This is a genomic window from Nocardia transvalensis NBRC 15921 (genome assembly GCF_000308875.1).
In the GTDB taxonomy this organism is placed as follows: Bacteria; Actinomycetota; Actinomycetes; order Mycobacteriales; family Mycobacteriaceae; genus Nocardia; species Nocardia transvalensis.
In genome coordinates this window covers 43,632-67,909 of sequence record NZ_BAGL01000083.1, presented here as the reverse complement: position 1 = coordinate 67,909, position 24,278 = coordinate 43,632, and the positions used below count along the sequence as shown (strand labels likewise).

Below are 24,278 nucleotides of genomic sequence, written 5' to 3'. Positions count from 1 at the left end.
GTGGTTTCGCACGTCTGCAAACGATTCTTTAACAGAGCTTGCCAGCGATATGTCACACCCCCGAGCTACCGTCTGGTTTGTGCTGCTGTCGCGAGTGGTCGAGGCGTCGGACGCCGTGCGGGCGACCACGTCCCGCAAGAGCAAGATTGCCACACTGGCCGGTCTGCTGGGGCAGGCCGGTCCGGACGAGCTCGCCCAGATCGTGGCGTGGGTGTCGGGCGAGTTGGTGCAGGGCCGGATCGGTACCGGCTGGCGTACGCTGACCGGTCTCGACGTCGCCCCGGCCACCGAACCGAGCCTCACGGTCCCGGCGGTGGATGCCCTGTTCGACGAGTTGGCCGGGACGTCCGGCGCGGGCTCGGCGGCGCGCCGGAAGGAGTTGCTGACCGACCTGCTGTCCGCGGCCACCGCGCCGGAGCGGGAGTTCCTGGTGCGATTGCTGACCGGCGAGCTGCGCCAGGGCGCCTTGAGCGCGATCGTGGCGGAGGCGGTGGCGGTCGCCGCCGAGGTACCCGTCGACCTGGTCCGCCGGGCTCACATGCTGTCGGGGCAGCTGCCGGTGACCGCGGCGGCGGCGCTGACCGGCGGCGCGGAGGCGCTGGCGGCGTTCCGGCTCGAGGTCGGCCGGCCCGTACAGCCCATGCTCGCCTCGCCCGGCGGCACTCTCGACGAGACCTTCGCCGAGTTCGGCGGCGAGGTGAGCGTGGAGCACAAGCTCGACGGGGCGCGAATTCAGGTGCACCGCAAGGGTTCTCAGGTCACGGTATTCACCCGGACACTGCGTGACATCACCGCGAACGTCCCCGAACTGGTGGGTCTGGTCCTGTCGCTGGACTGCGAGAGCGTGGTCCTCGACGGCGAGACGCTGGCGCTCACGGACGCCGGGCGCCCCCGGCCGTTCCAGGAGACGATGAGCCGCTTCGCCCTCACGCCCGCGGCCGCGGAGGACCCTGCGGTGAGTTCGGCCGCCGCACTCGGCCAGGCGGTACCCGCGGCGACCACGACCCGCGACCTGCTGCTGCATCCCTACTTCTTCGACTGTCTGCACCTCGACGGCACGGATCTGCTCGACGCCCCGCTGTCCGAGCGGCGCGCGGCCCTCCTGTCGGTCGCGGGCGCGCACGCCATTCCGGCGCTCATCCGTCCCGATGCCGCCGCCGCGGCGGAGTTCTTCGACGGTGCCCTGGCGGCCGGGCACGAGGGCGTGGTGCTCAAATCGCTGTCGTCGCCCTACGCCGCCGGTCGCCGCGGCCGGGCCTGGCAGAAGATCAAGCCCTCGCACACCCTCGACCTGATCGTGCTCGGGGCCGAATGGGGATACGGCCGCCGCACGGGCTACCTGTCGAATCTGCACCTGGGCGCGCGCGACCCCGACGGCGGCGACCCGATCATGGTCGGCAAGACCTTCAAGGGCCTGACCGACGACCTCCTACGCTGGCAGACCGCCGAATTCCCGCAACACGAGCGCGGCCGCGACGACCACACCGTGTACCTGCACCCCGACCTGGTGGTCGAGATCGCCCTCGACGGCGTCCAGGTCAGCCCCCGCTATCCGGGCAAGGTGGCGTTGCGGTTCGCCCGGGTGGTCCGCTACCGCCCCGACAAGGAACCCGCCGACGCCGACACCATCGAGGCCGTCCGCGCCCTGCTGCCGGGCGCTAGGCCGGCAGATACATCCAGCTGACAGCTGCTTCGCGGCGCGCCGGTCGGGATGAACAGAAACCAACCAGTAGGCATGTAAAGCTGGGGAGGCCCGTTGTATTCGGGTGTTCTTCAGCTGGGCGGGCAGTGCACGGAATCGGCGGCGTTGTCCTGTGGGCGGACGAGCACATCGGGGAGTGAGCGGAGTGGCGAATCGGCAGTGGGTGGTCGCCGGGATGCGGGTGGCGGCCGTGGCGGTACTGATGGTGATGGCGCCGGCTGTGGTCGACGCGGATCGGACGGTGGCGCGTGCGGATCTGCTCGACACTCTCGTCGATCCGCCGCACGAACTCGAGTCGATCCTGCCGACGCCGCCGGACGACAAGTTCTACGCACCGCCAACCGGATTCGAAAAGCGCTCGCCGGGAACGGTTCTCGCGTCGCGGGCGGTGAACAACTGGTTCCCCGTGCCGGTGCGGTCCATCGAACTGCTGATCCGGTCCACCGATGCCAAGGGCCGCCCGGCGCCGGTGGTCGCCACGGTGCTGATGCCCAGGTCGGAGTGGCGGGGGACCGGGCCGCGGCCGCTGGTGTCCTACGACATCCCGATCTCCTCGCTCGGAAACAGCTGCACGCCGTCTCGGCAGTTGCGGGAGGGTATTCAGGCCGATCAGCTGTCCATCGGGCTGCTTCTCGCGCGCGACTACGCCGTGGTCGTGCCCGATCACCAGGGACCGCGGCAGGCGTACGGGGCGGGCCGGATGGGCGGCCACGCCGTGCTGGACTCGCTGCGGGCCGCCGCGCATCTCGGCCTCGCCACGCTGCGGCCGGACGCGCCGATCGTGATCAGCGGTTACTCCGGCGGGGCCGGGGCCACGGGGTGGGCGGCACAGCTGGCCGGCGAGTACGCCCCGGAACTACGCATCGCCGGCGTTCTCATCGGCGGTATCCCCGCGGATTACGCGCTGCTGCCGCGGACCATGGACGGGGTCAACGGCGCGTCGGGAATCTTCCTGGCCGCGGCGCTCGGGCTGGCGCGCGAGTATCCGGAGTTGCTGACGCTGCTCAACGACGACGGCTGGCGGCTGGCGCACGCGTTCAAGGACATCTGCGTCGGTGGCGAGGCCGTGCTGGGCCTGCTGGCCTCGCTGAAGGTCGAGCGGCTCACCGACGCGCCCGATCCGATGGCTTTGCCGATGGTGCGAAAGATCCTGGCGGACAACAGGCTGGGCGCGATCGCGCCGAAGACGCCGGTCATGGTCTATCACGGCGTCAACGAATTCTGGATACCGTTCGAGCAGGCGCGCAATCTGTACGACGACTGGTGTGGTCGCGGTGCGCGGGTCCGGCTGGATCCTTTGCCGGGCGAGCATTTCACCGTCGGCGCGCTCGCCGTCCCGGCTACCGGGGTCTGGGTGGAGGACATGCTGGCCGGGCGCCTGGTGCCGCCGGGCTGCTCCGAAGCCGGTCGCTGACAGGAGATTCACAGGCGAATCGCGGGTCGCCTCGAGGGTACGGGGTCACGATCGGTGAGCCGGTCCGACCGGTGCGGATCAACTGCCCAGATCCGGCCATCCCTGCCTGCGGCGGCGCCCCGTTCCCTCGTCCGGCGCCGCCGTGTGGCTCTCCTCTGTCAGTGTTCGTAGGAATGGGTACCGCTGAGGTCGGGCAGGCGGCATTTCCCCGCCTCGATCTCGGTGGCGAGGTCCTGATAGGCGGTCGCCAGCTCCGACAGCCGCCGCCAGGCGTCGCGAACCACCCACTCGGGAGAATCGGCCAGCGTCAGATAGGCCAGCGCCGAGAACTGCGCCAGCCGATCGATCACGGTCCCCACCGTCTCCGTATGTAACCGCGACCCCCCGCGCGCACGCGGTAACTTCCACGCGACCCAATGATCTATCTCGTGCACGAGCCGGGCACGATCACGATCGATATCGGCCGCGGCACTCGCCGCCGCGGCGAGCCGCTGCTCGTGCAGTTCGGCCAGCCGACGGGCACAACGCAGCACGACATGATCATCGAGCACTGTCCCGCGGCATGCCTCGAGGAGGCTGTGTTCGGGTGGGAGCGATTCCACGGTCGCAATGTTGCACGCCGAATGTTTCCGATCGGCAACGAGATTCATTGTCCGTCCGGGGCCGTCGGTCCCGCCGCGCCTCCCGTCCGGGGGAATCCCACGTCAGAGCCCTTGACATCACCGCGCGAAATCTTGTCGCCCCCTACATCTTTCGCTCGGGGGGTGGCGAAGATCGCACCTTTTCTGAATTCGTCTTCCACCCTCTGCCGAGGATCGGGAGATGAATTCGGTGGATCGAGCGCGATGGCCGACCCGCCCCGGCATACCTACGTACTACCGATGTGCGGAGCAGGTTCGAACGGAACCATCGCTCTGCGGGGGTTTCCGGACCAGATTCCCTACGAGCGATCCGGAGACAGCGAAAGCACCGGAACAACCGGTGCGGTTGGGGCTTTTCGAGGCGAATCCCGTTAAGGAAACCGCAAGAAGTTGTGGTGTGACGCCACCTACTCTCGGGGGTATGACGAACATGCAGTACCAAAACCCTTATGGCTCAACGCATCCTGCTCAGATTCCAGGCCCGCCGACGGTTATGCCGACTCAGGTGCGGGTAGCCCAGGTGTTGGCCTTGGTGTTGGGTGCGCTGGCGCTCGTCGTCATCGTCGTGAATATCGCGATCGGTGAGTCGTACGTCGCCGGTACGTATATGGGTATGTCCCTCCCGATCTTCGGCGCGGCCATCGGGTCCCTGTTCTTCGGTCGAGCCGGTAAGGGCGCGCGGGTGACCGTCATCGTGTTCGGCGGATGGATGATCCTGCTCGGCCTGCTGGAAGCGTCGAATCCCAAGGGCCCCTTCGTCGGAGGGTGGCTCGAGATCCCCGCCGCCATCGCGATCGTGGTGCTGCTGTCGATGCGGGTATCCGGCGATTGGTTCCGCCGCCCGCGCTGAATCAGCGACGGCTGGGCACTTGCGACCGCTCCGATCACCGAGGCTCGCCGTCCAACGTGTCACCCGAAACCTGGACCACGTGTGCGACAACGATATCCGCGACTTCGGCGACCGGGACCGTGGTCACGACCTCGAGGGTGGCCGACGCGCGCAGCAACGGCTCTACCGTAGCCAGGTTCTCCAGGACCTCGGCGAGTTCGTCCGGAGATTTGCCGTAGGAATTGGTGGCGCGGTCGGCCAGGCGCTCGACAAGAACCTCGGCCGGGGCGCTGAGCAGCACGATGTGGTCGAAACGGGGATAGAACATGGTCTGGTTGCGCGTTGTGCCCTGTACGAACAGCGGCTCGGCGTCGTCGCGCGGATCGGCCGCCAGCAGAGCGTCGATGCGGTCCGTTCGCCACAACCGTTCGCCGTCGACCGTCTCGAAGTAGTCGCCGTAGTCGGTGTCCACCGTGTCGTACCCGCGCGCCGACAGCTCGGACAGCAACGACGACTTACCCGTCCCCGACATGCCGGTGATCAGCACACGCTTCATCGGTCCGACGGTAGCTGACCTGAAGGTTTCAGTGGCCGACACCGTTGCGAGGCGGCGCAATCGATTCACCGGCGCTGAGGGCGATTCGCTTGTTGCGGGGCCTGGGGAAGCTGGGGTCAGGCGGCTGCGGTGAGGCGTGCGTGGAGCAGATCGCGGCCGGTTTCGATCAGCCGTGCTACGTCGGCAGCGTCGTAGTAGTCGGCGTAGGGGTGACCGGCGGCCGCAAGCTCGGCCAACAACAGCAGGCTCATCAGGGTTCTGGATATCGAGTGGCAGGCTCGCTTCACCGAAGCTCCGGCGGCGGCAGCCAACTTCTCCGGCGCGGCGGTCACCGTTCCTCCGATGAAGTCCGGGTTGTCGGCCGGGCCCGGGATCGCTGACAACCCGGGCGGCCGGGACCTGAACCGCGGCGTCACCGCGGCCGCGCAGCAGCCAGGCCTCGAGCGCGTTGGCCGCTGACACCGGGCACCAGATGTTGTAATCGACCGTGCCGTCTCGCGACCGCGGCGGCTCGGTGATCACCGTTGTCACGGAGCGCAGGATGGCGAGTGCCTCATCCGTCCGGTCCAGCGCCCACAGATAGACCGACAGGTCGACGATCTCGTACAACTCTGTCATGCGCGTGTGCGACCATCGCTTCACCAGCGACGCCTTGAACCTCCGGAGGTATCGGTTCACCTCGTCATCGGGATTCGCGGCGGGTGGTGGAATGATCGCCGTGGCGGTCCGGGGCATCTAGCGTCCTGTCGATCGAGGGCGAGAATCATTGCTGTAGTGGCGGTTTCGTGATGCCGCGACACTGGCTGCACGTGCAGCCAACAGCGTCGCACCCCGCGCCTGTGCCGCGCACCCGCGGGCTCCGGCTACGGCCTTGCGTCGACAACCAATTCCTGTGGCTCTGTACGAGGGTCGCACAGCCGATGATCACGACGATCGAGACCCTGTGGTGGGCCGCGACGGCGGTAGTGCGCCAGCCGGGCCGGCCGGCTGGGTTCCGATATTGCCGGAACGCAACCGGGATGCGTCGCGAATCAGGGATGGAAGGTGGTCGGGAGGCGGCGGATTCCGCGGGTCACCTCCTCCGCGAGTGCTTCGTAGGAGTCGGCGAGGGCGTGGAGCAGGAGGACTGCCATGCCGTGGGCGTGGTCGTCTTCGGCGTGGGTTAGGTAGGCGTCGGTGCAGTGCCAGGCGAGTCTGTCGATGATGGTGCCGATTGTTTCGGTGTGGAGGGGGGTGCTGCCTTGGGGGATTGGGGTGACGAACAGGACGAATCTGTCTATGGAGAGCATCAAATCGGCTCGCTGGCGGTTGATTTCGCTGGTTTCGGGGCCTTGGGGGAGGGTGGGGAGTTGGTGGTGGAGGGTCGCGAGTTCGGCTGCGGCTTCGAGCATTGGGTGGGGGCGGTGGGGCATGTCTCGCATCGCGGCCAGGAGCAAGTCCTTGCCGGGGAGTTGCAGCCGTCCGGTTCGGACGGTCGTGCGTTCATGGTGGGGCGGCATGTCAGTGGCCCATTTCGCGGGTGCGGTGGGAGTCGGGGGTGAGTAGTCCGGCCTCCACGAGGCACAGCTTGGCTTGGCGTTTGACCGGGCAGGCCAAGGTCGGGCAGTCGATGTGGTTCTGCATGATCAGGTGGGCGTAATCGGTTGTCATCACGGGCAATTCGCTGTGGTCGGTAATCGGAAGGCCGTACATGGGCGCTCCAGGTTTCGGGGGGTGTTTGGTGTGCCGGTAGCCGGTGCCGGAGAACGGGATGGAGCGGTGCAGCTTGGGGTCCCGGCTAACGGGTGGCATCCAGTAGTACCGCTCGCGAGGGCGGCTGGAAATATCCAAAGGGATGGATTCGACTGGCTTCTGCCATACTTCCTGCACGGATGTCATCACACGGACGCCGCCGCTTGAACCCGTTCAGTTACTGGATCATTGGATAGCGAGGCTAACGACGTGAGTGAGATCGGAAGTACCCTTGCGCGCCGTGCTTTGGGCCGTGAACTTCGACGAATGCGTACCGCAAAAGGGCTGACCCTCGCCGAGGTGGGCCGGGCGGCAGAGACATCCCCGCAATCGATCAGCCGTACCGAAGATGGGTTGTCCACCCGGGTGACACGTCTCCAGATGAACGCATTGTGCGATCTTTTCGGAGCTACCGATGCCGAACGGCGGATGATGCTCGGCCTCGTGGACGAGATTCGGAAGGCGCACAAGAGCAAACAAGGTGGCTGGTGGCGCGGCTACGCCGACGAGATCCACTACGACTTCGATCATTACTTGGCGTTGGAAGACGCTGCGAAACGGTTGATCACGTGGAAAGTGACCACCTTGCAGGGGCTGCTTCAGACCCCCTCCTATCGCCGCGCGCTGGCGTGGGCTGAGTCTCCGACCGCCCCACCGGAGCAGATCGAGAAGCGCATCGAATGGGCGACTCGGCGGCAGTCGCTCCTGGAGAACAAGCGCCTCGAGATAGACGTCATCCTGTCGGAGGCCGTGATCCGAAACCAGATCGGTGGAGCGGCCGTGATGCACGAGCAGCTACAGCATCTAGTGAATGTTATGGCCCTGCCCAACGTTTCGATACGGGTCGTGACGTTCGATAAGCCGAGCCATCTCGGGTTGCTGTCGGGTTCTTTCGTCCTGCTGGAGTTTCCGCCGCTACCACAGTCCAAGATGATGGAGCCGCCTGTGGTGTACGTGGAAGAGTACGCGGGTGATCTCTTCCTGGAGCGCGAGGCCGACGTGCAGCGATATCGGAACGCGCTACAGGACATTTCGCGTGTAGCGTTGGATCAGAGCAAGACCAGGCGACTAATCCTGGATGTAGCGAAGGAGTATGCCGCGTGAGCGTTGACCTGTCCGGGGCGAAGTGGTTCAAGTCGAGTCGCAGCAGCTCGACCCGTGACTGTGTAGAGGTTGCCCATCTGGACGAAGGTCATGTCGGGGTGCGTGATTCCAAGAACCCGCACGGGTCTGCGCTCGTCTTCACCCCAGCCGAATGGGACGCCTTCACCGCTGGTGTGAGGGACGGCGAGTTCAATCGCGCTTGAGTAACTGAGGAGTTCGCGTCGTGAGCATCGACCTGTCCGGAGCCAAGTGGTTCAAGTCCAGTCACAGTGGCTCCCAGAAGGATTGCGTAGAAGTGGCGTATCTGGACAGGCCGAAGTGGTTCAAGAGCACTCGTAGCGGACCGAGTCGCGATTGCGTCGAAGCCGCACACCTCGAAGAGGGCATGGTCGGAGTACGTGACTCCAAGAACCCGACCGGCCCCGCGCTCGTGTTCGGTCCTTCCGAGTGGGACACGTTTGTGGCTGGCGTGAGGGACGGCGAGTTCGACCGAAAGTAGCCCTCAATGTCCAAGGCCCTGTCCGGGCGGATCGCCGGACAGGGCCTTCGTCGTCCTGGTGGACTGGATGACTGCAAGTGTTCAATTGAAATCGGTTGTGCTCAAGAAGGTTCGACGCCCGCCCCCTGCGGGCGGGTGTGACCTCAGGGGACGGTGACTGTCTCCGGTTCGGTGAAGGGCATGCCGCCGGTGGCGGTGTCGTCGAAGCAGGCGCCTCGGGCGGTGATGGCTGTGCCCGGTTCGAGTCCCTCGAGTTTTGTGGTCGCGGTCTGGCCGGCTTTGGCCATCGATTCCGGGGTGCCGTTGCTGAAGAAGCGGTGGTCGTTCTCCGGTCCGACGCCGGCTTCGGCCCAGCACCTGCCGGTTTCGTTGGGGTTGTGCACGGTCGCGGTCACGGTTCCTGGAGAGGTGCCGGTGAAGGTGACCTCGGGAGCTTGCAGCGGCGCTTGGGCGCTCGCCAGTGCGGTGGTCGGCCCCAGCGTCAGAAGTGCGGCGGATACGGCCGCGAGTACGGGTCCATTGATTCGCATATTCGTCACGGACGGACCCTATAGGACGCCCGAGCGTCGAATACTTGCTTTCACCACAGGAATTGGGAGGTCGGCAGCCGTATCGGAGTGGAAAGCGTTGCGCCTAAACCAATTCCACCCGCACCCCGGCCGCACGAATTAGCGCGATCTCCGCAGGATCCGCGGCGGTATCGATGACCAGGATGTCTATGTTCTCGATGGGGCAGATGCGGGCGAGCGCGGTGCGTTCCAGCTTTTCGGCTGTGGCTACGACGATGATGCGGCGGGCGCGGCGGGCCATTTCGGCGTTGATGCCCGCCTCGTCGAGGTGGCGGCATTGGGCGCCGCCCTCGGCGGAGATGGCGTTGACGCCGAGAATCACTGTGTCCAAGCGCAATTCGGCGAGGGTGAGTTCGGCGAGGGGGCCGTGGAGTTCGTAGGATTCGCGGCGGGCCATGCCGCCGAGGCAGATGGTGCGGAGGTGGGGGCGCAGGACCAGTTCGCCGGCGATGTTGAGGGCGTTGGTGACGATGGTCATCTGGTTGTCGGCCGACGTCGGCAGGTCGGTGCGGCCGGCCAGGGCGCGGGCCACGGCCGTGGTGGTGGTGCCGCCGTTGAGGCCCACCACCTCGGCCGGATCCACCAGTCCCGCAGTGTATTCGGCGACGCGCTGCTTGGCCGCGTCGCCGCTGCGATACCGGGCGGGCAGGTCGTAGGCGACCTGGGTGGCGACGATGCCGCCGTGGGTGCGGGTCGCCAGTTGCTGATCTGCCAGCGCGGTGAAGTCGCGGCGGATGGTGGCGGGGGAGACGCCGAGGCGCTCGGCGGCCTCCTCCACCGACAGCCGCCCGGCCTCGGCCAGCAGCTCCAGCAGCCGGGTCCAGCGCTGGGACCGGTCGGTCGCAGCGGTCATTTCACGCTACCGGCGGTGAGGCCGGCGACCAGGCGCTTCTCGATGAGCGCGAACAGGATGACAACGGGCACGATGCCGACGGTAGAGATAGCGAAGACATATTGCCAAGCCGTGTCGTATTGCCCGATGAACTTCGTCAAGGCCACCGAGAGCGGCTGATTCTCCGGCGTGGTGAGGATCACCAGGCTCGCGGCGAACTCGTTCCAGCAGGAGACGAACGCGAAGATCGTCGCGGTGACGATGCCCGGCCACACCAGCGGCAGGCTCACCCTGGTGAGGGTCTGCAACCGGCTCAGGCCGTCCAGCTGGGCGGCCTCCTCGATCTCCACCGGGACCGAGGCGAAGAAGCTGTGCAGGATCCACACCGCGAACGACAGGTTGAACGCCGCGTTCACCAGGATCATCGCCAGCCAGGTGTCGTTGATGCCGAGCGTGAAGAACTCCCGGATCAGGCCGGTCACCAGTATCGTCGGTTGCAGCATCTGGGTGACCAGCACCAGGCCGAGGAACGCGACCTTGCCCGGAAAGCGCCGTCGCGCAGTGTAATACGCGGCGGGGATCGCCACCAGCAGCACCACGACGGTGGCGAATACCGAGATCACCACCGTGCTGACCATGTTGAACGGCAGCGGCGTCTCCGGGGTGTTCCACATGGTGGAGTAGTTGCCCGGGGTCCAGTCGTGGGGGAGGTAGGTCGGGGGGATGCGGAGGATTTCCGAGCGCGGCTTCAGGGATCCGAGGACCATCACGAGGTAGGGGATCAGGAAGATCGCGGCGATGACGATGCCGACGAGGGTGAGGTCCCAGCGGCGGCGGGGTTTTTTGGCGGGGGTGGTTCCCGGCCAAAAGCGTGCCGGGAAAACGGAGTTGGGGGAGGCGCCGGAGGTGAAGGCGTGCGGGGTTGAGGTGTTGGAGGTTTCGGGGGTGCCGCCGGATGCTTGGGCTACCTCGCTGCTCATCGCGCTTCCTCCCCGGCGGGACGGATCAATTTCACGTAGATCGCGATGATGACCACGATCAGGGCGAAGTTCAGGACGCTCATGGCGGCTGCCGTGGCGACCTGCTGGTTCTGCCGGATCAGCTTGAAGGTCAACGTGGTTGTGGTGTCGGCGGAGAAGCCGGCGATGCTGCCGGTGAGGACCTGGAGGATCGGCAGCGAGTTGAACACGTTGATGATGTTGATGACCGTGGCGACGGCGATCGCCGGACGTAGCTGCGGCAGGGTCAGGTGGCGGTATCGTTGCCATGCGCCGGCGCCGTCCACCCGCCCCGCTTCGTTGAGTTCGGCCGGAATCGCTTGCAGCCCAGCGAGAATCGTGTAGGTGGTGAACGGGACCGAGACGAAGACCGCTACCCCGATCGCCACCAGGAACGCCGGGCCCGCCTCCTTGGTGAATCCGAAACCCCGGTCCAGGACGCCGATATCGACGAGGAACCGGTTGGCGATGCCCACATCCGGATCGAGCATGTAGGCGAAGACCGTCGTGGTCATCACCACCGACGCCGCCCACGGCACCAGGATCGCCATCCGGACCAGGGTGCGGCCCGGGAAGTCCTTGTTCAGGAACTGCGCCAGGCCCGCGGACAGCACCAGCGTGATCACCACGACCGCCACCACCCAGACCACCGTGTGCAGCAGGATGCTGCCCAGCTCGTCGATGGCGAACAGCTTGCGGAAGTTGTCCAGGCCCGCCGCCCCGCGATCCTGGCCGTAGGCGCTCAGATCGCGGGTCGACGTCCACAGCATGTATCCGGCCGGGAAGGCCACCACGCCGACGATGAGGACCAGCACCGGGCCGATCCACGGCAGCGCCCGGAGCGTCGCGGCGACGCCTTTCAACTCGCCGCCTGCTGGATCTTCTGCAACACGGAGGCCGGGTCCGCGCCCTGCGCGACGGTGCCCATCTGCTGCCGGATGGCGCCCTGCGCCGCGCCCCACTTCGGGTTGTTGCTCGGGTAGAACTTCGCGACGGGCAGCGTGGTGGAGAAGGCCTTGACCACCGGATCGTCGGCCATGGCCTGGGTGCCGCTCGCCGTGATCGGGATGAAGTGCTCGGCCTGCACGAACTTCGCGTAGACCGGGGCCGAGTAGAAGTAGTCGAGGAACTTCCTGATCGCCTCGGTCTTCTTGCCGTCCTTCTTGAACGCCATCAGGTGGTCGGCGACGCCGAGGGTCACCGCGTCGCCGGTCTTGGTCGGCGAGGGCGCGGTGGTGTACTTCAGGTTCGGGTTCTTCTGCGCGATCATGCCGATCACCGGCGGCAGGCCCTCGATCATGCCGACCTTGCCCTGGATGAACGCGTTGATCACGTCCTTGCGGTCGGTCGCGCCCGGATTCGGCTGTGTGACACCGGAATCGGCGAGGGCCTTCATCGCGCGCACGCCCTCGACATTGGCCGGGGTGTCGACGGTGACCTTGTCGCCCTCGGACCAGTTACCGCCCGCGCCGAAGGTCCAGATCGAGGTCTCGCCCTGGGCCTCCTCGCTGCCCAGCGGCAGGCCGTAGCCGGAGACTCCGCCGCCGAGCGCCTGAATCTTCTTGGCGTCGTCGGTCAGTTCGGACCAGGTCTTCGGCGGCGCGGCGATACCGGCCTGGGCGAACAGGTCGTTGTTGTAGAACAGCGTGCGGGTGGAGGCGAACAGCGGGAGCGCCCACTGCGTTCCGTCCATCGAGGCGTTCTTGGCGAAGCCGGGCTGGATATCGCTCAGTACCTCCGGGGAGACGACATCGGCGGCCGGGTAGAGCTGGCCGTCGGCGGCGAAGGTGGAGTAGGCGTCGATATTGAGCAGGTCGGGGGTGGTCGACTTGGACTGGAGCTTGGTGCGGACCACGTCGTTGATCGAATCCCACGACTCGATCTGGACGTTGACCTTGATATCCGGATTCGACTTCTGGAAGTCGGCGACGATCTGATCCCACTCCGACTTGGTGCCGTCGCTGTAGCTCGGGGCCAGGAAGGACAGGGTGTTCGGGTCCGAGTCGTCCGAATTGCTGCCACCGAACCCGCAGGACGAGACCGCCAGGGTCAGGCCGGTGAGCAGCGCTATCGACGAGAACGCGCCGCGGAGCGAACGTTTCACGAGTAGAACCTTTCAATGTGCACACCCGGCGATACGAACCGCGGATGATGGAGCGAACGATTCGATTGGACTGAGGTTAGCGCTAACAGTGATCGAATGTGACCGTTTTGAATGTAAAGTTGACATGAACGATCACCGGGTTGATTCTGGTGTAGTGCCGACCTCTGCCGATCGAATCTCCGAAACCCATCTGGCCGCCGAGGTGGCCACGCAGCCCGACGACTGGACGCGCGCCGCGTCGATCGCCGCCGACCATGCCGCGCTGCTGCCTGCGGCCGGCGAGCGGGTGGCCGTCATCGGTTGTGGCACCTCGCTTTTCATGTCCCGGGCGTTCTCGTGGTTGCGCGAATCGGCCGGGCAGGGACTGACCGATGCCTGGCCAGCGAGCCAGGTCCGCGCGTCCCGCGACTACGACCGCTATCTGGTCATCTGCCGCTCGGGCACCACCACCGAGGTGGTCGACGCGATGCGCGCCATTCCGGACGGCGTGCCGCGTACGGTGATCTGTTCCAGTCCGGGCACCCCGGTGCTCGATCTCGGGGACGCGATCCTGATCGAGGAGGTCGACGAGCGATCGGTGGTGCAGACCCGTTTCGCGACGACGTCCCTGGCGATCCTGCGCGCGCATCTCGGCGAGGATCTGAGCCCGGTGATCGCGCAGGCGCGCGCGGTGCTCGCCGAGGATCTCGAGGAATCGCTCGCGGCGGTGCGGCGGGCGGAGCAGATCAGCTTCGTGGGTATGGGATTCGCCGCCGCCCTGGCCGACGAGGCGGGGCTCAAGCTGCGCGAATCCTGCCAGGCGTGGACGGAGGGCTATCCGGCCACCGAGTACCGGCACGGGCCGATCAGCATTGCCGCGCCGGGGCGTGCGGTGTGGGCGTTCGGGCCGCTGCTGCCGGGTTTCGCCGACGAGATCGCCGCTACCGGAGCGCATTTCGAGCATCGCGATATCGATCCGATGGCCGACCTGGTGCGGGTGCATCGGCTGTGCTCGCTGCGGGCGGCGGATCTGGGCCTGGATCCCGATCGCCCGCGCGGCCTGAATCGCTCGGTGATCCTCGAGTGACGCCGTGACCGCCGTCCGGCCCGCGGATCTGGTGCTCGCCATCGATGTCGGCGGGACCACGATCAAGGGCGAGATCACCGATGCCGCCGGGGACGCGCTGTGCTCGGGCAGCGTCGCGACCCCGCACGGGGAGGCCGCGTTCGACGCGATGGCCGAACTGGGCGCCGGGCTGCTCGCCGATCTGCCCGCGCGGCGGCGGGCCGAGGTGACGAGGGCGGCGGTGGTACTGCCCGGAATCGTCGATCCCGTCCGGGAGCTGGCCGTGTTCAGCAGTAACGTGGGCTGGCGGGATGTGAAGGTGGGAAACCGATTTCGCGACCGGTGGGCCATGCCGGTGCTGATCGAGCACGATGTCGCGGTGGCCGGCTGGGCCGAGTGGCGGTACGGCGCGGGCCGCGGCCACGATGACGTCTGCGTGCTGATCCTGGGGACCGGTATCAGCGGAACGCTGTCGGTGGGCGGTCGCTTGGTGCGTGGTGGGGCCGGGCAGGCCGGTGAATACGGCCACATCCCGGTGCGTCACCGCGACGGTCTGCCGTGTCCGTGCGGCAATATCGGATGCGTGGAAACCGTCGCCTCGGGCGCCGCCATCGCCCGCGCCTACCGCCGACGCACCGGCCGCGAGATAGCCGGGGCGGAAGCGGTTTTCGCGGTTCTGGACATCGACCCGGATGCCCGGGCGGTAGTCGATGATGCCGTGGATGCCCTCGCCGAGGGGTTGATCGCCGTTCTCCATGCCACCTGCCCGGAGTTGATCGTCCTGGGTGGCGGGCTCGCGGGTGCGGGGGCACGGCTCGCCGATGCCCTTCAGAACCGGCTGACCGAACTGCTACGTCTGGTCCCGGCTCCGCAGGTGGTCCTGGGTGAATTCGGTGCCCGCGCCGGGCTCGTGGGTGCCGCCAGGTTCGCGCGCGCGGGGGAACTCTCATGACACAGCTCCGGGCGATCGAGCTTCGGGGTCGGATCGTATCGGCATCGGTGGACCTCGAGGACGGGGTGGTGTCGGTGGTGGGGGAGCGGATCGATGCTGTGCGTTCGCTCGCGGAGTGGACTGCGGCGCACCCTGATTCGGAGATTCCGGAGTTTCTGGGCACTATCGCGCCGGGCCTTGTGGATATTCACAATCACGGCGGGTTCGGGCATCGATTCGATACCACTGATGTAGGAGAGGCTCGGGCGGCCGCGGAGTTTCATCAGCGTCAGGGGTCTACGAGTGTCGTGGCGAGTGTCGTGACAGGGCCTCCCGACGACATGGTCGCGCAGACGGCCGCGCTACGGGAGTCGGCCGAGGACGGGGCCATTGCGGGGATTCATATCGAGGGGCCGTTCCTGTCCGAAGCACGATGTGGCGCACAGGATCCGAGATATCTGATCGATCCCGATCCCGTGTTGATCGACCGGCTGCTGACTGCGGGTGGCGGGTATATGCGGATGATGACGCTGGCTCCCGAGCGCCCGGGATTCGACGCCGCGGCGAGGACGCTGGCCGACCACGGTGTCGTGGTGGCGTTGGGACACAGCGACACCGGTTTTGCGGACTTCCGGAACGCACTGAGGCCCAACGGGTTCGGTGCGATCGTGACGCACCTGGCCAACGGCATGCCGCCCCTGCATCACCGGGCGCCGGGACCCGTCGCGGCCGGCCTGGTCGCGGCCTCGGAACGGCAGGTGACGGTCGAGTTGATCGGTGACGGGGTGCATGTGGATCCCGGCTTCGGCGCGCTCGTCTTCGCCACCGCGCCGGGCAAGGTGGCGTTGATCACCGATGCCATGCAGGCCGCCGGGCTGCCGGACGGCGACTACCGGCTGGGCCCGCAGGAGGTGCGGGTCACGGGCGGGGTGGCCCGCGTGGCGAGTGGATCGATCGCGGGCGGCACCGCGACCCTGCTGCACTGCCTGCGCTGGGCGGTGCGCGAGTGCGGGGTGCCGCTGGCGGAGGCGGTCCGCGCGGCCACCGCGACCCCGGCCGCCGCGCTCGGCTTGGACGATGTCGGCGATCTGCGATCCGGCCTGATCGCCGACGCGATAGTGATCGACGCGACTCTGGGGTTGCGCCGTGTGCTGCGGCATGGACAGTGGTTGACGTGATCCTCACCGTGACCCTGAATCCCGCCTACGACATGACCTACCGCGTGGAGCAGTTCGAGCGTGGCCGGGAGCATCGGGTGCTGTCGGTCGAGCAGCGCATCGGCGGCAAGGGCATCAATGTGACCCGGGTGCTCAATCAGCTCGGGAAATACTCTCGCGCAACGGGGTTCGCGGACCACGTCTTCGCGGCGGCCGCCGAGCTGGAGCTGCCGGTGGACTTCGTGCACGCGCTGCCGTGGGTGCGCCGGACGGTGGTGATCAGCGAATCCGGCGACGGCACCGCGACCGCGCTGTGGGAGCCGGGCGCGCGGGTGGGCGACCCCTACGCCGTGGAGCAGCTGCTGGTGCGGGTGACCGGCCTGCTGCCCGATACCGGCGGCATGGTGGTCGCGGGGTCGCTGCCCGGTGGCGTCGGCGACTCGGTGCCGGCGCGGCTGGCCCGGACCGCGCTGGCGGTCGGCGTCCCGACCGTCTGCGATGTCGACGGCCGGGCGCTGCGGCTGGCCTCCGAGGTGCCGGGAGTGGTGCTGATGCCTAATCGCGACGAGCTGGAGCGGCTCACCGGCGTCCCGGCCGGTACGCCCGACGAGGTGGTGCGGTCGGTGCGCCCGCTGCTGGAGCGCGGTGTCCGCGCGGTGGTCGCGACCCGCGGGCCGGAGGGCATCATCGCGGTGACGAGTGCGGGCGCCTGGTCCGCGCGGCTGCCCGAGCCGATGGCCGGAAACCCCACGGGCGCAGGCGATGCCGCGACCGCCGCCGTGATCTCCGGGCTCGCGAACGGTGCGGAGCCGGACTGGCCGGCGCTGCTCGCCGACACCGTGGCGACCTCCGCGGCCGCCGTGGTCATTCCGGTGGCGGGGGAGATCGACCGTGCGCTGCGGGATCGGCTGGCGCCGGATGTCGTCGTCACCGAGCTACGCGGCACCATCCAGGAGACCACTTCGTGACGCTGACATCCCCGCTCGACCTCTTCACCGCCGCGCGGCCCGGCGCACTGGCCGCGTTCAACGTGATCGCTCTGGAGCACGCGGAGGCGATCGCCGCGGCGGCCGACGACGCGAAACGCCCGGCCGTCCTGCAGATCTCGGAGAATACGGTGCGCTACCACGGCGCGCTGGCGCCCCTCGCCCGCGCCTGTACGGCGATCGCCGCCGCCGCTCCCGCCGCCCTCACCGTGCATCTCGACCACGCCACCTCGCACGAATTGATCAGGGAGGCAGTGGGTCTCGGTATCTCCTCGGTGATGTACGACGGCTCCGCGCTGCCCTACGAAGAGAACGTCGCCAGTACGGCCGCGATCGCGCGGTGGTGTCACGAGCGCGGGGTGTTCGTCGAGGCCGAGCTGGGTGAGGTCGGCGGCAAGGACGGCGCGCACGCTCCCGGCGTCCGCACCGACCCCGACGAGGCCGTCGCCTTCGTCGCCGCCACCGGCGTGGACGCCCTCGCCGTCGCGGTCGGCTCCTCGCACGCCATGCACACCCGCGACGCCCGCCTCGACGACGACCTCATCGCCCGCCTCGCGGCCAAGGTCCCGGTCCCGCTGGTCCTGCACGGCTCCTCCGGCGTCCCGGACGAGGGCCTGCGGTCCGCCGTGCGCCACGGCATGGCCAAGGTCAATATCGCGACCCGGCTGAATATCCTGATGGCACAGTCGGTCCGGGAGGCACTGGCCGCCGACCCGGGGCTGTCGGACCCGCGGAAATATCTGGGCCGGGGACGATCCGCCGTGCGGGATGAGGTGAGGCGGCTGCTGCGGCTTCTGGCATAGCGGCCCCCTAGAGATCCTTTTTTCCGGCACGCTCTTGGCCGGAATCTCTCCCGCTGGGTGTAGGGGGCCCGCGCGCGTTGCCCCGGATCCGTACGAACCGCGCGGTACAGTTTTTCCGTCCCCACCAGCCCGGATGCGAGATGGGAGGACCGATGTCCGAGGCCGGGCCCGATCCGGCGAGTGCGGCGTGCAAGATGCCCGCGTCGGTGCGTGCGGCGCAGGTGGTCGCGCTGAGCATGGCCCTGGTCGGCCTGGTGTGCACGGGCGCGGCGGGGTGGCTGTTCGGCGGGCGATCGGCCCTGATCACGTCGCTGTCGTTCGTGCCGAGCTGGTTGCTGGGACTGACCGCCCTGGGCTTCGGCGCGGTCGGCGCGGGTATCCGGATCGGGTCGATCCTGCTCGCCGGTCTGAACATGCTGTGGACCATCCCGTCCATCGCCGCAGGCCATCCACCAGGCTGGCTGGGGCCCGCGAGTTCGGTCATCGTGATCGTGCTGCTGTTCCGCCGCGCGGCCCGCGACTGGTTCGAGTCCGACGGCTGGTGATCCGCCGGAATACGTCCGTTACGCGGCGCTAACCTGACGGGCCGATTCGCAATATCCGTGCAACCGGTTGCTTCTACTGTGTCGACATGAACAGCACGCCGGCCGCGGGCACGGGGATTCACGTCAGCGGTCTCGGGAAGACGTTTCGGGCCGGTCGGCGCACGATACAGGCACTGGACTCGGTGGATCTGCACACCGATCAGGGCGCGTTCCTGTCCCTGCTGGGCCCGTCCGGATGCGGGAAATCCACGGTGCTGCGGATTCTGGCCGGACTGGAGGAACCCTCGGCCGGCACCGCGCGCATCGACGGGGCCACACCGGCGGAACTGCGCCGCCGCCACGGATTCGGCATCGCGTTCCAGGACTCGGCGCTGCTGCCGTGGCGCAGCGTGGAATCCAATATCCGGCTGCCGTTGCAGGTCGCGGGGCTGCCCGCCGATCCGGGGCTGATCGCCGACCTGATCGCGCTGGTCGGGCTGGAGGGGTTCGAGAAGGCGAAACCCGCGCAGCTCTCCGGCGGCATGCGGCAACGGGTGTCGATCGCCCGGGCGCTGGTGGTGAAGCCGTCGGTACTGCTGCTGGACGAGCCCTTCGGCGCCCTCGACGATATGACCCGGCAGCGGCTGAATCTGGAGTTGCTGCGCATCTGGACCGAGAAACCCGCCACCACGCTGATGGTGACGCACGGCATCGGCGAGGCGGTATTCCTCTCCGACGTGGTGGCGGTGATGAGCCCGCGCCCCGGCCGGGTGGTGGAGATGGTGCCCATCGATCTGCCCCGCCCGCGCACGCCGGAGATGATGCGCTCACCGGAGTTCCACGTGCTGCACGACCGGCTGTCGGAACTGCTGTTCGGGCGCGGCGGCATCGAGGCGGAAGCCGAAGCGGCGCTGATGGTTCCGGAGGGTGGCGAATGAGGCGCGCGGGCGGTGCGGTCGGCGTGGCGGCGCTGATCGCGCTGTGGTGGGCGCTGGCGGCCGCCGGAGTCGCGGGCGGCACGATTCCGAGCCCGTGGACGGTGGTGCACACCATGTACACCGACGGCTGGGCGCTGTACGGTCCCAATTTCCGGGTCACCGCCCTCGGCGCGCTGCAAGGCTTCCTGTGGGGCAATGCGCTGGCCATCGCGCTGGCGGTGCTGGTGCTGCTGGCGCCGCCGATCGAGGCCCTGGTCACCCAGCTGGCGATCCTGAGCTATTGCACGCCGCTGCTGGCGCTGGGGCCGATCATCCTGGTGGTGTTCGGCGGGCGGACGCCGACGGTGTTCCTGGCCGCCATGTACTGCTTCTTCACCACCATGGTGGGCACGGTGGCGGGCCTGCGCTCGGCCGACCGCACCAGCCTCGACCTGATCCGTGCCTACGGCGGCGGACGGTGGCAGCAGCTGCGCCGGGTGCAGCTCGTCGCCGCGCTCCCGAATACCTTGGCCGCGTTGAAGATCGCCGCGCCGTCGGCCGTGCTGGGCGCCATCATCGGCGAGTACCTGGGCGGTGTCGACAGCGGTATCGGCGTGGCGCTGACCGCGGCGCAGACCTCGTACAACGTGCCGCGCACCTGGGGTATGGCGCTGGCCGCGGCCGCGCTCGCGGGGCTCGGGTACGCGATCGTCGCGGTGACCGCCCGGCTGCTCGCGCCATGGACCGGGGCGCGGGGCGCGGAGGTGGTCTCGTGACGGCACTGCGGCGGATCGGGAGATTCCTTCTTCCCCTGCTCATCTCGCTGATCCTGATGCTGGTCATCTGGTACGCCTTCCTGGAGGCGTTCCCGCAGGTCGGTCCGCGGGTCGGCAAGACACCCGGCGATGTGTGGAGCTATCTGGTCACCGGCGATTCCGCCGCGACCGCCCGGCGGGCCATCCTCGCCGACCTGGGGATCACGCTGCGGGACGCGGCCGTCGGGTTCGGGGTGGGCATGGCCGCGGCGCTGGTGGTAGCGGCGCTGTTCGTCACCCTGCCGGCCGTGGAACAGTCGTTTCTGCCGGTGGCGATGCTGCTGCGCTCGGTCCCGCTGGTGGCGCTGACGCCGATCATCGTGCTGGTCTTCGGGCGCGGCACGACCGGGGTGACGGTGATGGCGGCGATCGTCGTCTTCTTCCCGGCCCTGGTGATGGTCATGACCGGGCTGCGCTCGACCTCCCGGCAGGCGATGGAACTCGTTGCCGCGTACGGTGGTTCGCGCTGGACCAGGCTGCGGCTGGTGGCGGTTCCGGCCGCGCTGCCGTCGGTCTTCGCGGCCGCGCGGATCTCGGTGCCGGGCGCGCTGATCGGTGCGCTGCTGGGCGAATGGCTGGGCAGTGGAACCGGCCTGGGCGCCGCGCTGATCCGCGCGATTCCGACCTTCCAGTACAGCAAGCTGTGGGCATCGATCGCGCTGGTGACACTGGTTTCGGTGCTGCTCTACGCGATTGTCGGGGTGATCGAGAATCTGGTGCTGGCCAGATTCGGACCGGAAGCAGGGAAGAATTGAGGAGCAAGTTTACGTGCAGCACACATGTGATTCGCCGAAAGCAAAGTAACGGAAATCGACACGACCTAGATTTCCGTCATGACTCGCGTGACAGGCCCCTCGTCGGCCCGGAAGATCCCCGCTCTGGACCGTCGGTCCTTTTTGCGTACCTCGGCGCTGGCCGGGCTTGCGCTCGGCGGTGCCGCAGCCCTCGCGGCCTGCGGTAACGACTCCGGATCGGAGAATGCCAACGGCAGCACCCAGGACGGTTCCCGCTTCGGCAAGGTCGCCGTCCAGCTGTCGTGGCTGAAGAACATCGAATTCGCGGGCGAGTACTTCGCCGACAGCCGGGGCTACTTCCGCGAGGCGGGTTTCGGCGGCGTCGATCTGGTCGCCGGCGGGGCCGCCAGCACCTCGGTCGAGGCCGGGCTCGACACCGGAAAGATCTGGCTGGGCCTGTCGGCGCCGCAGACGACCGCGCCCGCGATTCTGGAGGGCCTGCCCGCCAAGATCGTCGGGACCACGTATCAGAAGAATCCGTTCTGCATCGTGAGCTCGGCGGCGAAACCGATCAACTCCCCGGCGGATATGAAGGGCCGCAAGATCGGTGTGCAGGACACCAATCAGCTGATCTTCTCCGCGCTGCTGAGCGCCAACGGTATGGCGCCCGGCGATGTGCGGATCGTGCCCGCGCAGTTCGATCCGACCCCGCTGGCCAACGGCGAGGTCGACGGATGGGTGAGCTACGTGACCAACGAGCCGATCACCTTGGCCGCCAAGGGATTCCCGACCGCACATTTCCTGTTCGCCGACTTCGGCCTGCCCCTGACCGCCGAGACGATGACGGTGCGCCAGCAGACCATCGACACCGAGCGCGACAAGCTGAAGGCGTTCCTGACCGCCGAGATCAAGGGCTGGAAGGACGCGGTCGCCGACCCCGCCGAGGGTGCGCGGCTCGCCGTCGAGGTCTACGGCAAGGACCAGCGCCTCGATCTCGGTGAGCAGACCAAGGAGGCTCAGGCCCAGAACGATCTGGTCGTCTCCGCCGACACCGCGGCGAACGGCCTGTTCACCATGACCGACCGCCTCATCTCCCAGAACATCGAGGCCCTGGCCAAGGCGAAGATCGACATCAAGGCCGATCAGCTCTTCGACCTGTCCGTCCTGCGCGAGGTGTATGCGGAGCACCCCGAGCTGAAGTAGCGTCCCCCGTTTCCCGGCACGTTTGCCTCATTTTCCGGCATGCTGTTGGCCGGAAACCAGCGGGAGAGATCAGGGGACCGGAACGGCCGTCTTGTCCGCGTGGTGCAACGTCCCCGAGCGGGCCGCGAGGAGTTCGGCGGCTACGGCTACGGCGCTCTCCATCGGGGTGCGGGCGCCGATGTCGAAACCGGCGGGGGCGTGCAGGCGGGCGAGGGTTTCGGCGTCGAAGCCGCCGGCTTGCAGGGCCTCGACCCGGCGGGCGTGGACGGTGCGGGAGCCGAGGGCGCCGAGGTAGCCGAAGACGGGCAGGCGCAGGGCCACCGTCAGCAGCGGGATCTCGAATTTGGGGTCCTGGGAGGTCACGACGAGCGCCGTCGTGGAGTCGATGCGACCGGCCGCGGCCTGGGCGTTGAGGTAGCGGTGCGGCCAGTCGACCACCACCTCCGCATCCGGGAACGAACTCGGGGAGGCGAACGTCTCGCGGGCGTCACACACTGTCACCCGGTAGCCGAGTAGTCGGCCCTGCACCGACAGTGCGGCCGCTACAGGGTTGGCGCCGAACACGATCAGCCGCGGCGGCGCGGTGTACGACGAGACGAACACATCCGACTCCGGCAGCGACACCAGTTCGGTGTTGTGCCGCCGATCGGTCACCAGATGCTGTCCGATCACGCTCGGGTCCGCGTGCCAGACGACCGTGAACACGGTGACCGGGTTGTAGGCGGCGATCTCCTTGGCAACCGCGGCGAATTCGGGAAAACTGTTGCGGGAGAACGGTTCCAGGAACACGTCGATGGTGCCGCAGTCGGCGCTCACATCCAGTCCGGAGCCACCGTCGAACCGGCGCAGCTCCCGGCGCCCGGTCTGGGCGGCATGGGCCGCCGCCTCGTACACCACCGATTCGTAGCACCCGTCCGAGACCGAGCCGTGCACGCCGCCGTCGGGGTCCAGCAGCATCATCGAACCCACCGGCAGAGGGGAGTTCCCGAATGTCCGGACCAACGTCGCGAGGCCACCCGTCCGGCCGCTGTGCCACACCTGCATGAGGTCATCGACGATGTCGCGCATCACAAACTCCCGATCAGGGTGCGCGAGTGGCCGGGTAGTCGTGGTCACGCCCCGTTGCCAGATCGTCGCACGTGACGGCCACAATATCGGGTCGAGCGTCCAGAAATGCCCGTGCTCCGAAATTTCCTTGCGCCGAGTGGGCGACCCCCGTCCAGTGGTTGTGAGCGAGCACAACCGGGTGGCCGGGCCGGCCCCGGAATACCGCGCGGGCCAGCCCGCTGGGCGCCGTCCGGGCTGCGGCGAGTACGCGGGCGACCACGTCGGCGCCCACGTCAGGGGTGTCGACCGGCATGATCGCGGCGAATTCGGCCGGGGTCCGCGCGGCCGCGGCCAGTCCGGTGCGCAGCGAGGCCGCCAGTCCCACGGCCCAGTCGGCGGCCCAGACCGGTTGCGCCCCTTCGGGTATCGCGATTGCCGGGGATTCGCACACGAGCCATCGGCCGTCTGCGGCGACGCTGGGCGGGCCGGTCGCGCCCAGGACGACGTACACCGGATCGCAGCCGCCGTCGCGCAGCGCGGCCACCGCGCCCCGCAGCCAGGCGCCGCCCTCGGCCAGCGCCTTCGGCCGGCCGTACCGGGTACCGGCGCCGGCCGCGAGCACGATCCCGGCGCAGCGCGCGTCGTCCATGCGGTCTCCTTCCGGCATGCCGTTCGTTCCGGTTTGCGGGCACGGACCCGACGCCGAGCGTAACCGCGCGCGGGGATCTTCGCCGGGTGACTGGCACGGGCGGTGATCATGGTCGATGCTGGAGTCGATGAGTACGCTCAGCACCCACATCCTGGACGCCGTCCGCGGCGCACCGGCCACCTCGGTCGAGGTGATTCTGTCCGGCCCGGACGGGACCGACCTGGCGAGCGCGCGCACCGACGCCGACGGCCGGATCGCCGCCCTCGGCGGCGACCTCTCCCCGGGCACCTACCGCCTGCGCTTCGACACCGGCGCGTATTTCGCCGCCCACGCCACCCCGGCCTTCTACCCCGAGGTCACCATCACCTTCACGGTCTCCCAGGAGCCGCACTACCACGTGCCCCTGTTGCTGTCCCCGTATTCCTACTCCACCTATCGAGGCAGTTGACCATGTTTCCGGCGCGCTTTTGGCCGGAATCCAGCGGGGA

At 68.1% G+C, this 24,278-nt stretch carries 29 protein-coding genes; 17 read left to right on the top strand and 12 right to left on the bottom strand.

Features of this window, described 5'->3' with window-relative positions; all coding sequences use genetic code 11:
• Positions 1-79 precede the first annotated feature (79 nt).
• Together ON41_RS29195 and ON41_RS29190 are read left to right on the top strand one after the other, a co-directional pair.
• On the top strand, positions 80-1,684 hold the full coding sequence (locus tag ON41_RS29195) for an ATP-dependent DNA ligase (RefSeq protein ID WP_040751226.1): 1,605 nt from the start codon (positions 80-82) through the stop codon (positions 1,682-1,684).
• Positions 1,685-1,847: 163 nt separating this feature from the next.
• Entirely contained in the window at positions 1,848-3,116 is a 1,269-nt protein-coding gene (locus ON41_RS29190) for a lipase family protein (RefSeq protein ID WP_246829624.1), read from the top strand.
• A gap of 158 nt (positions 3,117-3,274) precedes the next feature.
• Here ON41_RS29190 and ON41_RS29185 read toward each other — a convergent pair whose 3' ends face one another.
• Positions 3,275-3,718 (bottom strand): DUF4254 domain-containing protein, encoded by a 444-nt coding sequence (locus ON41_RS29185; RefSeq protein WP_040751266.1) that lies wholly within the window; start codon positions 3,716-3,718, stop codon positions 3,275-3,277.
• Between the two features lie 460 nt (positions 3,719-4,178).
• Between ON41_RS29185 and ON41_RS29180 the strand changes: the two genes are divergently transcribed.
• Positions 4,179-4,607: a hypothetical protein gene (locus ON41_RS29180; protein ID WP_157185657.1), complete on the top strand. Its 429-nt coding sequence runs from the start codon at positions 4,179-4,181 to the stop codon at positions 4,605-4,607.
• Positions 4,608-4,641: 34 nt separating this feature from the next.
• Here the strand turns inward: ON41_RS29180 and ON41_RS29175 are convergent, their stop codons facing one another.
• The 4 genes from ON41_RS29175 to ON41_RS29165 all read right to left on the bottom strand — a co-directional run bounded on the left by ON41_RS29175 (position 4,642) and on the right by ON41_RS29165 (position 6,792).
• Positions 4,642-5,142 (bottom strand): ATP-binding protein, encoded by a 501-nt coding sequence (locus tag ON41_RS29175; protein WP_040751224.1) that lies wholly within the window; start codon positions 5,140-5,142, stop codon positions 4,642-4,644.
• Positions 5,143-5,258: 116 nt separating this feature from the next.
• On the bottom strand, positions 5,259-5,474 hold the full coding sequence (locus tag ON41_RS41880; RefSeq protein WP_157185656.1) for a hypothetical protein: 216 nt from the start codon (positions 5,472-5,474) through the stop codon (positions 5,259-5,261).
• A 699-nt stretch (positions 5,475-6,173) separates the two neighbouring features.
• The gene (locus tag ON41_RS29170; protein ID WP_157185655.1) at positions 6,174-6,533 is read right to left on the bottom strand and encodes a DUF4254 domain-containing protein; all 360 of its coding nucleotides are present in this window, start codon (positions 6,531-6,533) and stop codon (positions 6,174-6,176) included.
• A 109-nt stretch (positions 6,534-6,642) separates the two neighbouring features.
• Positions 6,643-6,792, bottom strand: a complete 150-nt coding sequence (locus ON41_RS29165; protein ID WP_246460972.1) for a hypothetical protein — start codon at positions 6,790-6,792, stop codon at positions 6,643-6,645.
• A 291-nt stretch (positions 6,793-7,083) separates the two neighbouring features.
• On the opposite strand from ON41_RS29165, the gene ON41_RS29160 reads away from it, so the two are divergent.
• The 3 genes from ON41_RS29160 to ON41_RS40675 are packed head-to-tail and all read left to right on the top strand — an operon-like array spanning position 7,084 to position 8,476.
• On the top strand, positions 7,084-7,977 hold the full coding sequence (locus tag ON41_RS29160) for a helix-turn-helix domain-containing protein (RefSeq protein ID WP_040751221.1): 894 nt from the start codon (positions 7,084-7,086) through the stop codon (positions 7,975-7,977).
• Complete coding sequence (locus ON41_RS40680; protein WP_083905716.1) at positions 7,974-8,180, top strand: DUF397 domain-containing protein; 207 nt, start codon at positions 7,974-7,976, stop codon at positions 8,178-8,180. Before ON41_RS29160 ends, ON41_RS40680 begins: the two co-directional genes overlap by 4 nt.
• 20 nt (positions 8,181-8,200) lie before the next feature.
• Entirely contained in the window at positions 8,201-8,476 is a 276-nt protein-coding gene (locus ON41_RS40675) for a DUF397 domain-containing protein (RefSeq protein WP_218003573.1), read from the top strand.
• 143 nt (positions 8,477-8,619) lie between these two features.
• On the opposite strand, the gene ON41_RS29155 is transcribed toward ON41_RS40675, so the two are convergent.
• The 5 genes from ON41_RS29155 to ON41_RS29135 form a co-directional block, all read right to left on the bottom strand.
• Positions 8,620-9,015: a hypothetical protein gene (locus ON41_RS29155; RefSeq protein ID WP_040751220.1), complete on the bottom strand. Its 396-nt coding sequence runs from the start codon at positions 9,013-9,015 to the stop codon at positions 8,620-8,622.
• Between the two features lie 94 nt (positions 9,016-9,109).
• Positions 9,110-9,898, bottom strand: a complete 789-nt coding sequence (locus ON41_RS29150; protein ID WP_040751219.1) for a DeoR/GlpR family DNA-binding transcription regulator — start codon at positions 9,896-9,898, stop codon at positions 9,110-9,112.
• A complete protein-coding gene (locus tag ON41_RS29145; protein ID WP_083905715.1) occupies positions 9,895-10,857 on the bottom strand; it encodes a carbohydrate ABC transporter permease in 963 nt (320 codons plus the stop codon). Before ON41_RS29145 ends, ON41_RS29150 begins: the two co-directional genes overlap by 4 nt.
• Positions 10,854-11,738 carry a carbohydrate ABC transporter permease gene (locus ON41_RS29140; RefSeq protein WP_040751218.1) on the bottom strand — a complete coding sequence of 295 codons (885 nt, stop codon included), beginning with the start codon at positions 11,736-11,738 and terminating at the stop codon, positions 10,854-10,856. The genes ON41_RS29145 and ON41_RS29140 overlap by 4 nt, the downstream gene beginning before the upstream one ends.
• Complete coding sequence (locus ON41_RS29135) at positions 11,735-12,979, bottom strand: extracellular solute-binding protein (protein WP_040751217.1); 1,245 nt, start codon at positions 12,977-12,979, stop codon at positions 11,735-11,737. Before ON41_RS29135 ends, ON41_RS29140 begins: the two co-directional genes overlap by 4 nt.
• Before the next feature lie 154 nt (positions 12,980-13,133).
• Here ON41_RS29135 and ON41_RS29130 point away from each other — a divergent pair, with 154 nt between their 5' ends.
• From ON41_RS29130 to ON41_RS29085, 10 genes are all read left to right on the top strand, one after another.
• A complete protein-coding gene (locus tag ON41_RS29130) occupies positions 13,134-14,045 on the top strand; it encodes an SIS domain-containing protein (RefSeq protein ID WP_040751216.1) in 912 nt (303 codons plus the stop codon).
• A gap of 4 nt (positions 14,046-14,049) precedes the next feature.
• A complete protein-coding gene (locus tag ON41_RS29125; RefSeq protein ID WP_051162723.1) occupies positions 14,050-14,976 on the top strand; it encodes an ROK family protein in 927 nt (308 codons plus the stop codon).
• Positions 14,977-15,275: 299 nt separating this feature from the next.
• Positions 15,276-16,133 carry an N-acetylglucosamine-6-phosphate deacetylase gene (locus ON41_RS29120; protein WP_338088162.1) on the top strand — a complete coding sequence of 286 codons (858 nt, stop codon included), beginning with the start codon at positions 15,276-15,278 and terminating at the stop codon, positions 16,131-16,133.
• A complete protein-coding gene (locus tag ON41_RS29115; protein WP_040751214.1) occupies positions 16,130-17,080 on the top strand; it encodes a hexose kinase in 951 nt (316 codons plus the stop codon). The genes ON41_RS29120 and ON41_RS29115 overlap by 4 nt, the downstream gene beginning before the upstream one ends.
• Positions 17,077-17,901, top strand: coding sequence for a class II fructose-bisphosphate aldolase (locus ON41_RS29110; protein WP_040751213.1), 825 nt, complete (start codon positions 17,077-17,079; stop codon positions 17,899-17,901). Before ON41_RS29115 ends, ON41_RS29110 begins: the two co-directional genes overlap by 4 nt.
• Before the next feature lie 152 nt (positions 17,902-18,053).
• A complete protein-coding gene (locus tag ON41_RS29105; RefSeq protein ID WP_040751212.1) occupies positions 18,054-18,446 on the top strand; it encodes a hypothetical protein in 393 nt (130 codons plus the stop codon).
• Between the two features lie 86 nt (positions 18,447-18,532).
• The gene (locus tag ON41_RS29100; RefSeq protein ID WP_040751211.1) at positions 18,533-19,363 is read left to right on the top strand and encodes an ABC transporter ATP-binding protein; all 831 of its coding nucleotides are present in this window, start codon (positions 18,533-18,535) and stop codon (positions 19,361-19,363) included.
• A complete protein-coding gene (locus ON41_RS29095; RefSeq protein ID WP_040751210.1) occupies positions 19,360-20,118 on the top strand; it encodes an ABC transporter permease in 759 nt (252 codons plus the stop codon). The genes ON41_RS29100 and ON41_RS29095 overlap by 4 nt, the downstream gene beginning before the upstream one ends.
• On the top strand, positions 20,115-20,912 hold the full coding sequence (locus tag ON41_RS29090; protein ID WP_085995848.1) for an ABC transporter permease: 798 nt from the start codon (positions 20,115-20,117) through the stop codon (positions 20,910-20,912). Before ON41_RS29095 ends, ON41_RS29090 begins: the two co-directional genes overlap by 4 nt.
• 78 nt (positions 20,913-20,990) lie before the next feature.
• The gene (locus ON41_RS29085) at positions 20,991-22,094 is read left to right on the top strand and encodes an ABC transporter substrate-binding protein (RefSeq protein WP_040751208.1); all 1,104 of its coding nucleotides are present in this window, start codon (positions 20,991-20,993) and stop codon (positions 22,092-22,094) included.
• 69 nt (positions 22,095-22,163) lie between these two features.
• On the opposite strand, the gene ON41_RS29080 is transcribed toward ON41_RS29085, so the two are convergent.
• The gene (locus tag ON41_RS29080; RefSeq protein ID WP_040751207.1) at positions 22,164-23,162 is read right to left on the bottom strand and encodes an XdhC family protein; all 999 of its coding nucleotides are present in this window, start codon (positions 23,160-23,162) and stop codon (positions 22,164-22,166) included.
• Between the two features lie 13 nt (positions 23,163-23,175).
• On the bottom strand, positions 23,176-23,790 hold the full coding sequence (locus tag ON41_RS29075) for a nucleotidyltransferase family protein (RefSeq protein ID WP_040751206.1): 615 nt from the start codon (positions 23,788-23,790) through the stop codon (positions 23,176-23,178).
• 127 nt (positions 23,791-23,917) lie between these two features.
• On the opposite strand from ON41_RS29075, the gene uraH reads away from it, so the two are divergent.
• Complete coding sequence (gene uraH, locus ON41_RS29070; RefSeq protein ID WP_040751263.1) at positions 23,918-24,238, top strand: hydroxyisourate hydrolase; 321 nt, start codon at positions 23,918-23,920, stop codon at positions 24,236-24,238.
• Positions 24,239-24,278 lie beyond the last annotated feature (40 nt).

Bases quoted from the DNA above. Each gene is read 5' to 3' on its own strand.
- ON41_RS29180 (WP_157185657.1), top strand. From the start codon at position 4,179: ATGACGAACATGCAGTACCAAAACCCTTATGGCTCAACGCATCCTGCT.
- ON41_RS29175 (WP_040751224.1), bottom strand. From the start codon at position 5,142: ATGAAGCGTGTGCTGATCACCGGCATGTCGGGGACGGGTAAGTCGTCG.
- ON41_RS29170 (WP_157185655.1), bottom strand. From the start codon at position 6,533: ATGCTCGAAGCCGCAGCCGAACTCGCGACCCTCCACCACCAACTCCCC.
- ON41_RS29165 (WP_246460972.1), bottom strand. From the start codon at position 6,792: ATGACAACCGATTACGCCCACCTGATCATGCAGAACCACATCGACTGC.
- ON41_RS29150 (WP_040751219.1), bottom strand. From the start codon at position 9,898: ATGACCGCTGCGACCGACCGGTCCCAGCGCTGGACCCGGCTGCTGGAG.
- ON41_RS29145 (WP_083905715.1), bottom strand. From the start codon at position 10,857: ATGAGCAGCGAGGTAGCCCAAGCATCCGGCGGCACCCCCGAAACCTCC.
- ON41_RS29105 (WP_040751212.1), top strand. From the start codon at position 18,054: ATGTCCGAGGCCGGGCCCGATCCGGCGAGTGCGGCGTGCAAGATGCCC.
- ON41_RS29100 (WP_040751211.1), top strand. From the start codon at position 18,533: ATGAACAGCACGCCGGCCGCGGGCACGGGGATTCACGTCAGCGGTCTC.
- ON41_RS29095 (WP_040751210.1), top strand. From the start codon at position 19,360: ATGAGGCGCGCGGGCGGTGCGGTCGGCGTGGCGGCGCTGATCGCGCTG.
- ON41_RS29085 (WP_040751208.1), top strand. From the start codon at position 20,991: ATGACTCGCGTGACAGGCCCCTCGTCGGCCCGGAAGATCCCCGCTCTG.
- ON41_RS29080 (WP_040751207.1), bottom strand. From the start codon at position 23,162: ATGCGCGACATCGTCGATGACCTCATGCAGGTGTGGCACAGCGGCCGG.
- ON41_RS29075 (WP_040751206.1), bottom strand. From the start codon at position 23,790: ATGGACGACGCGCGCTGCGCCGGGATCGTGCTCGCGGCCGGCGCCGGT.
- uraH (WP_040751263.1), top strand. From the start codon at position 23,918: ATGAGTACGCTCAGCACCCACATCCTGGACGCCGTCCGCGGCGCACCG.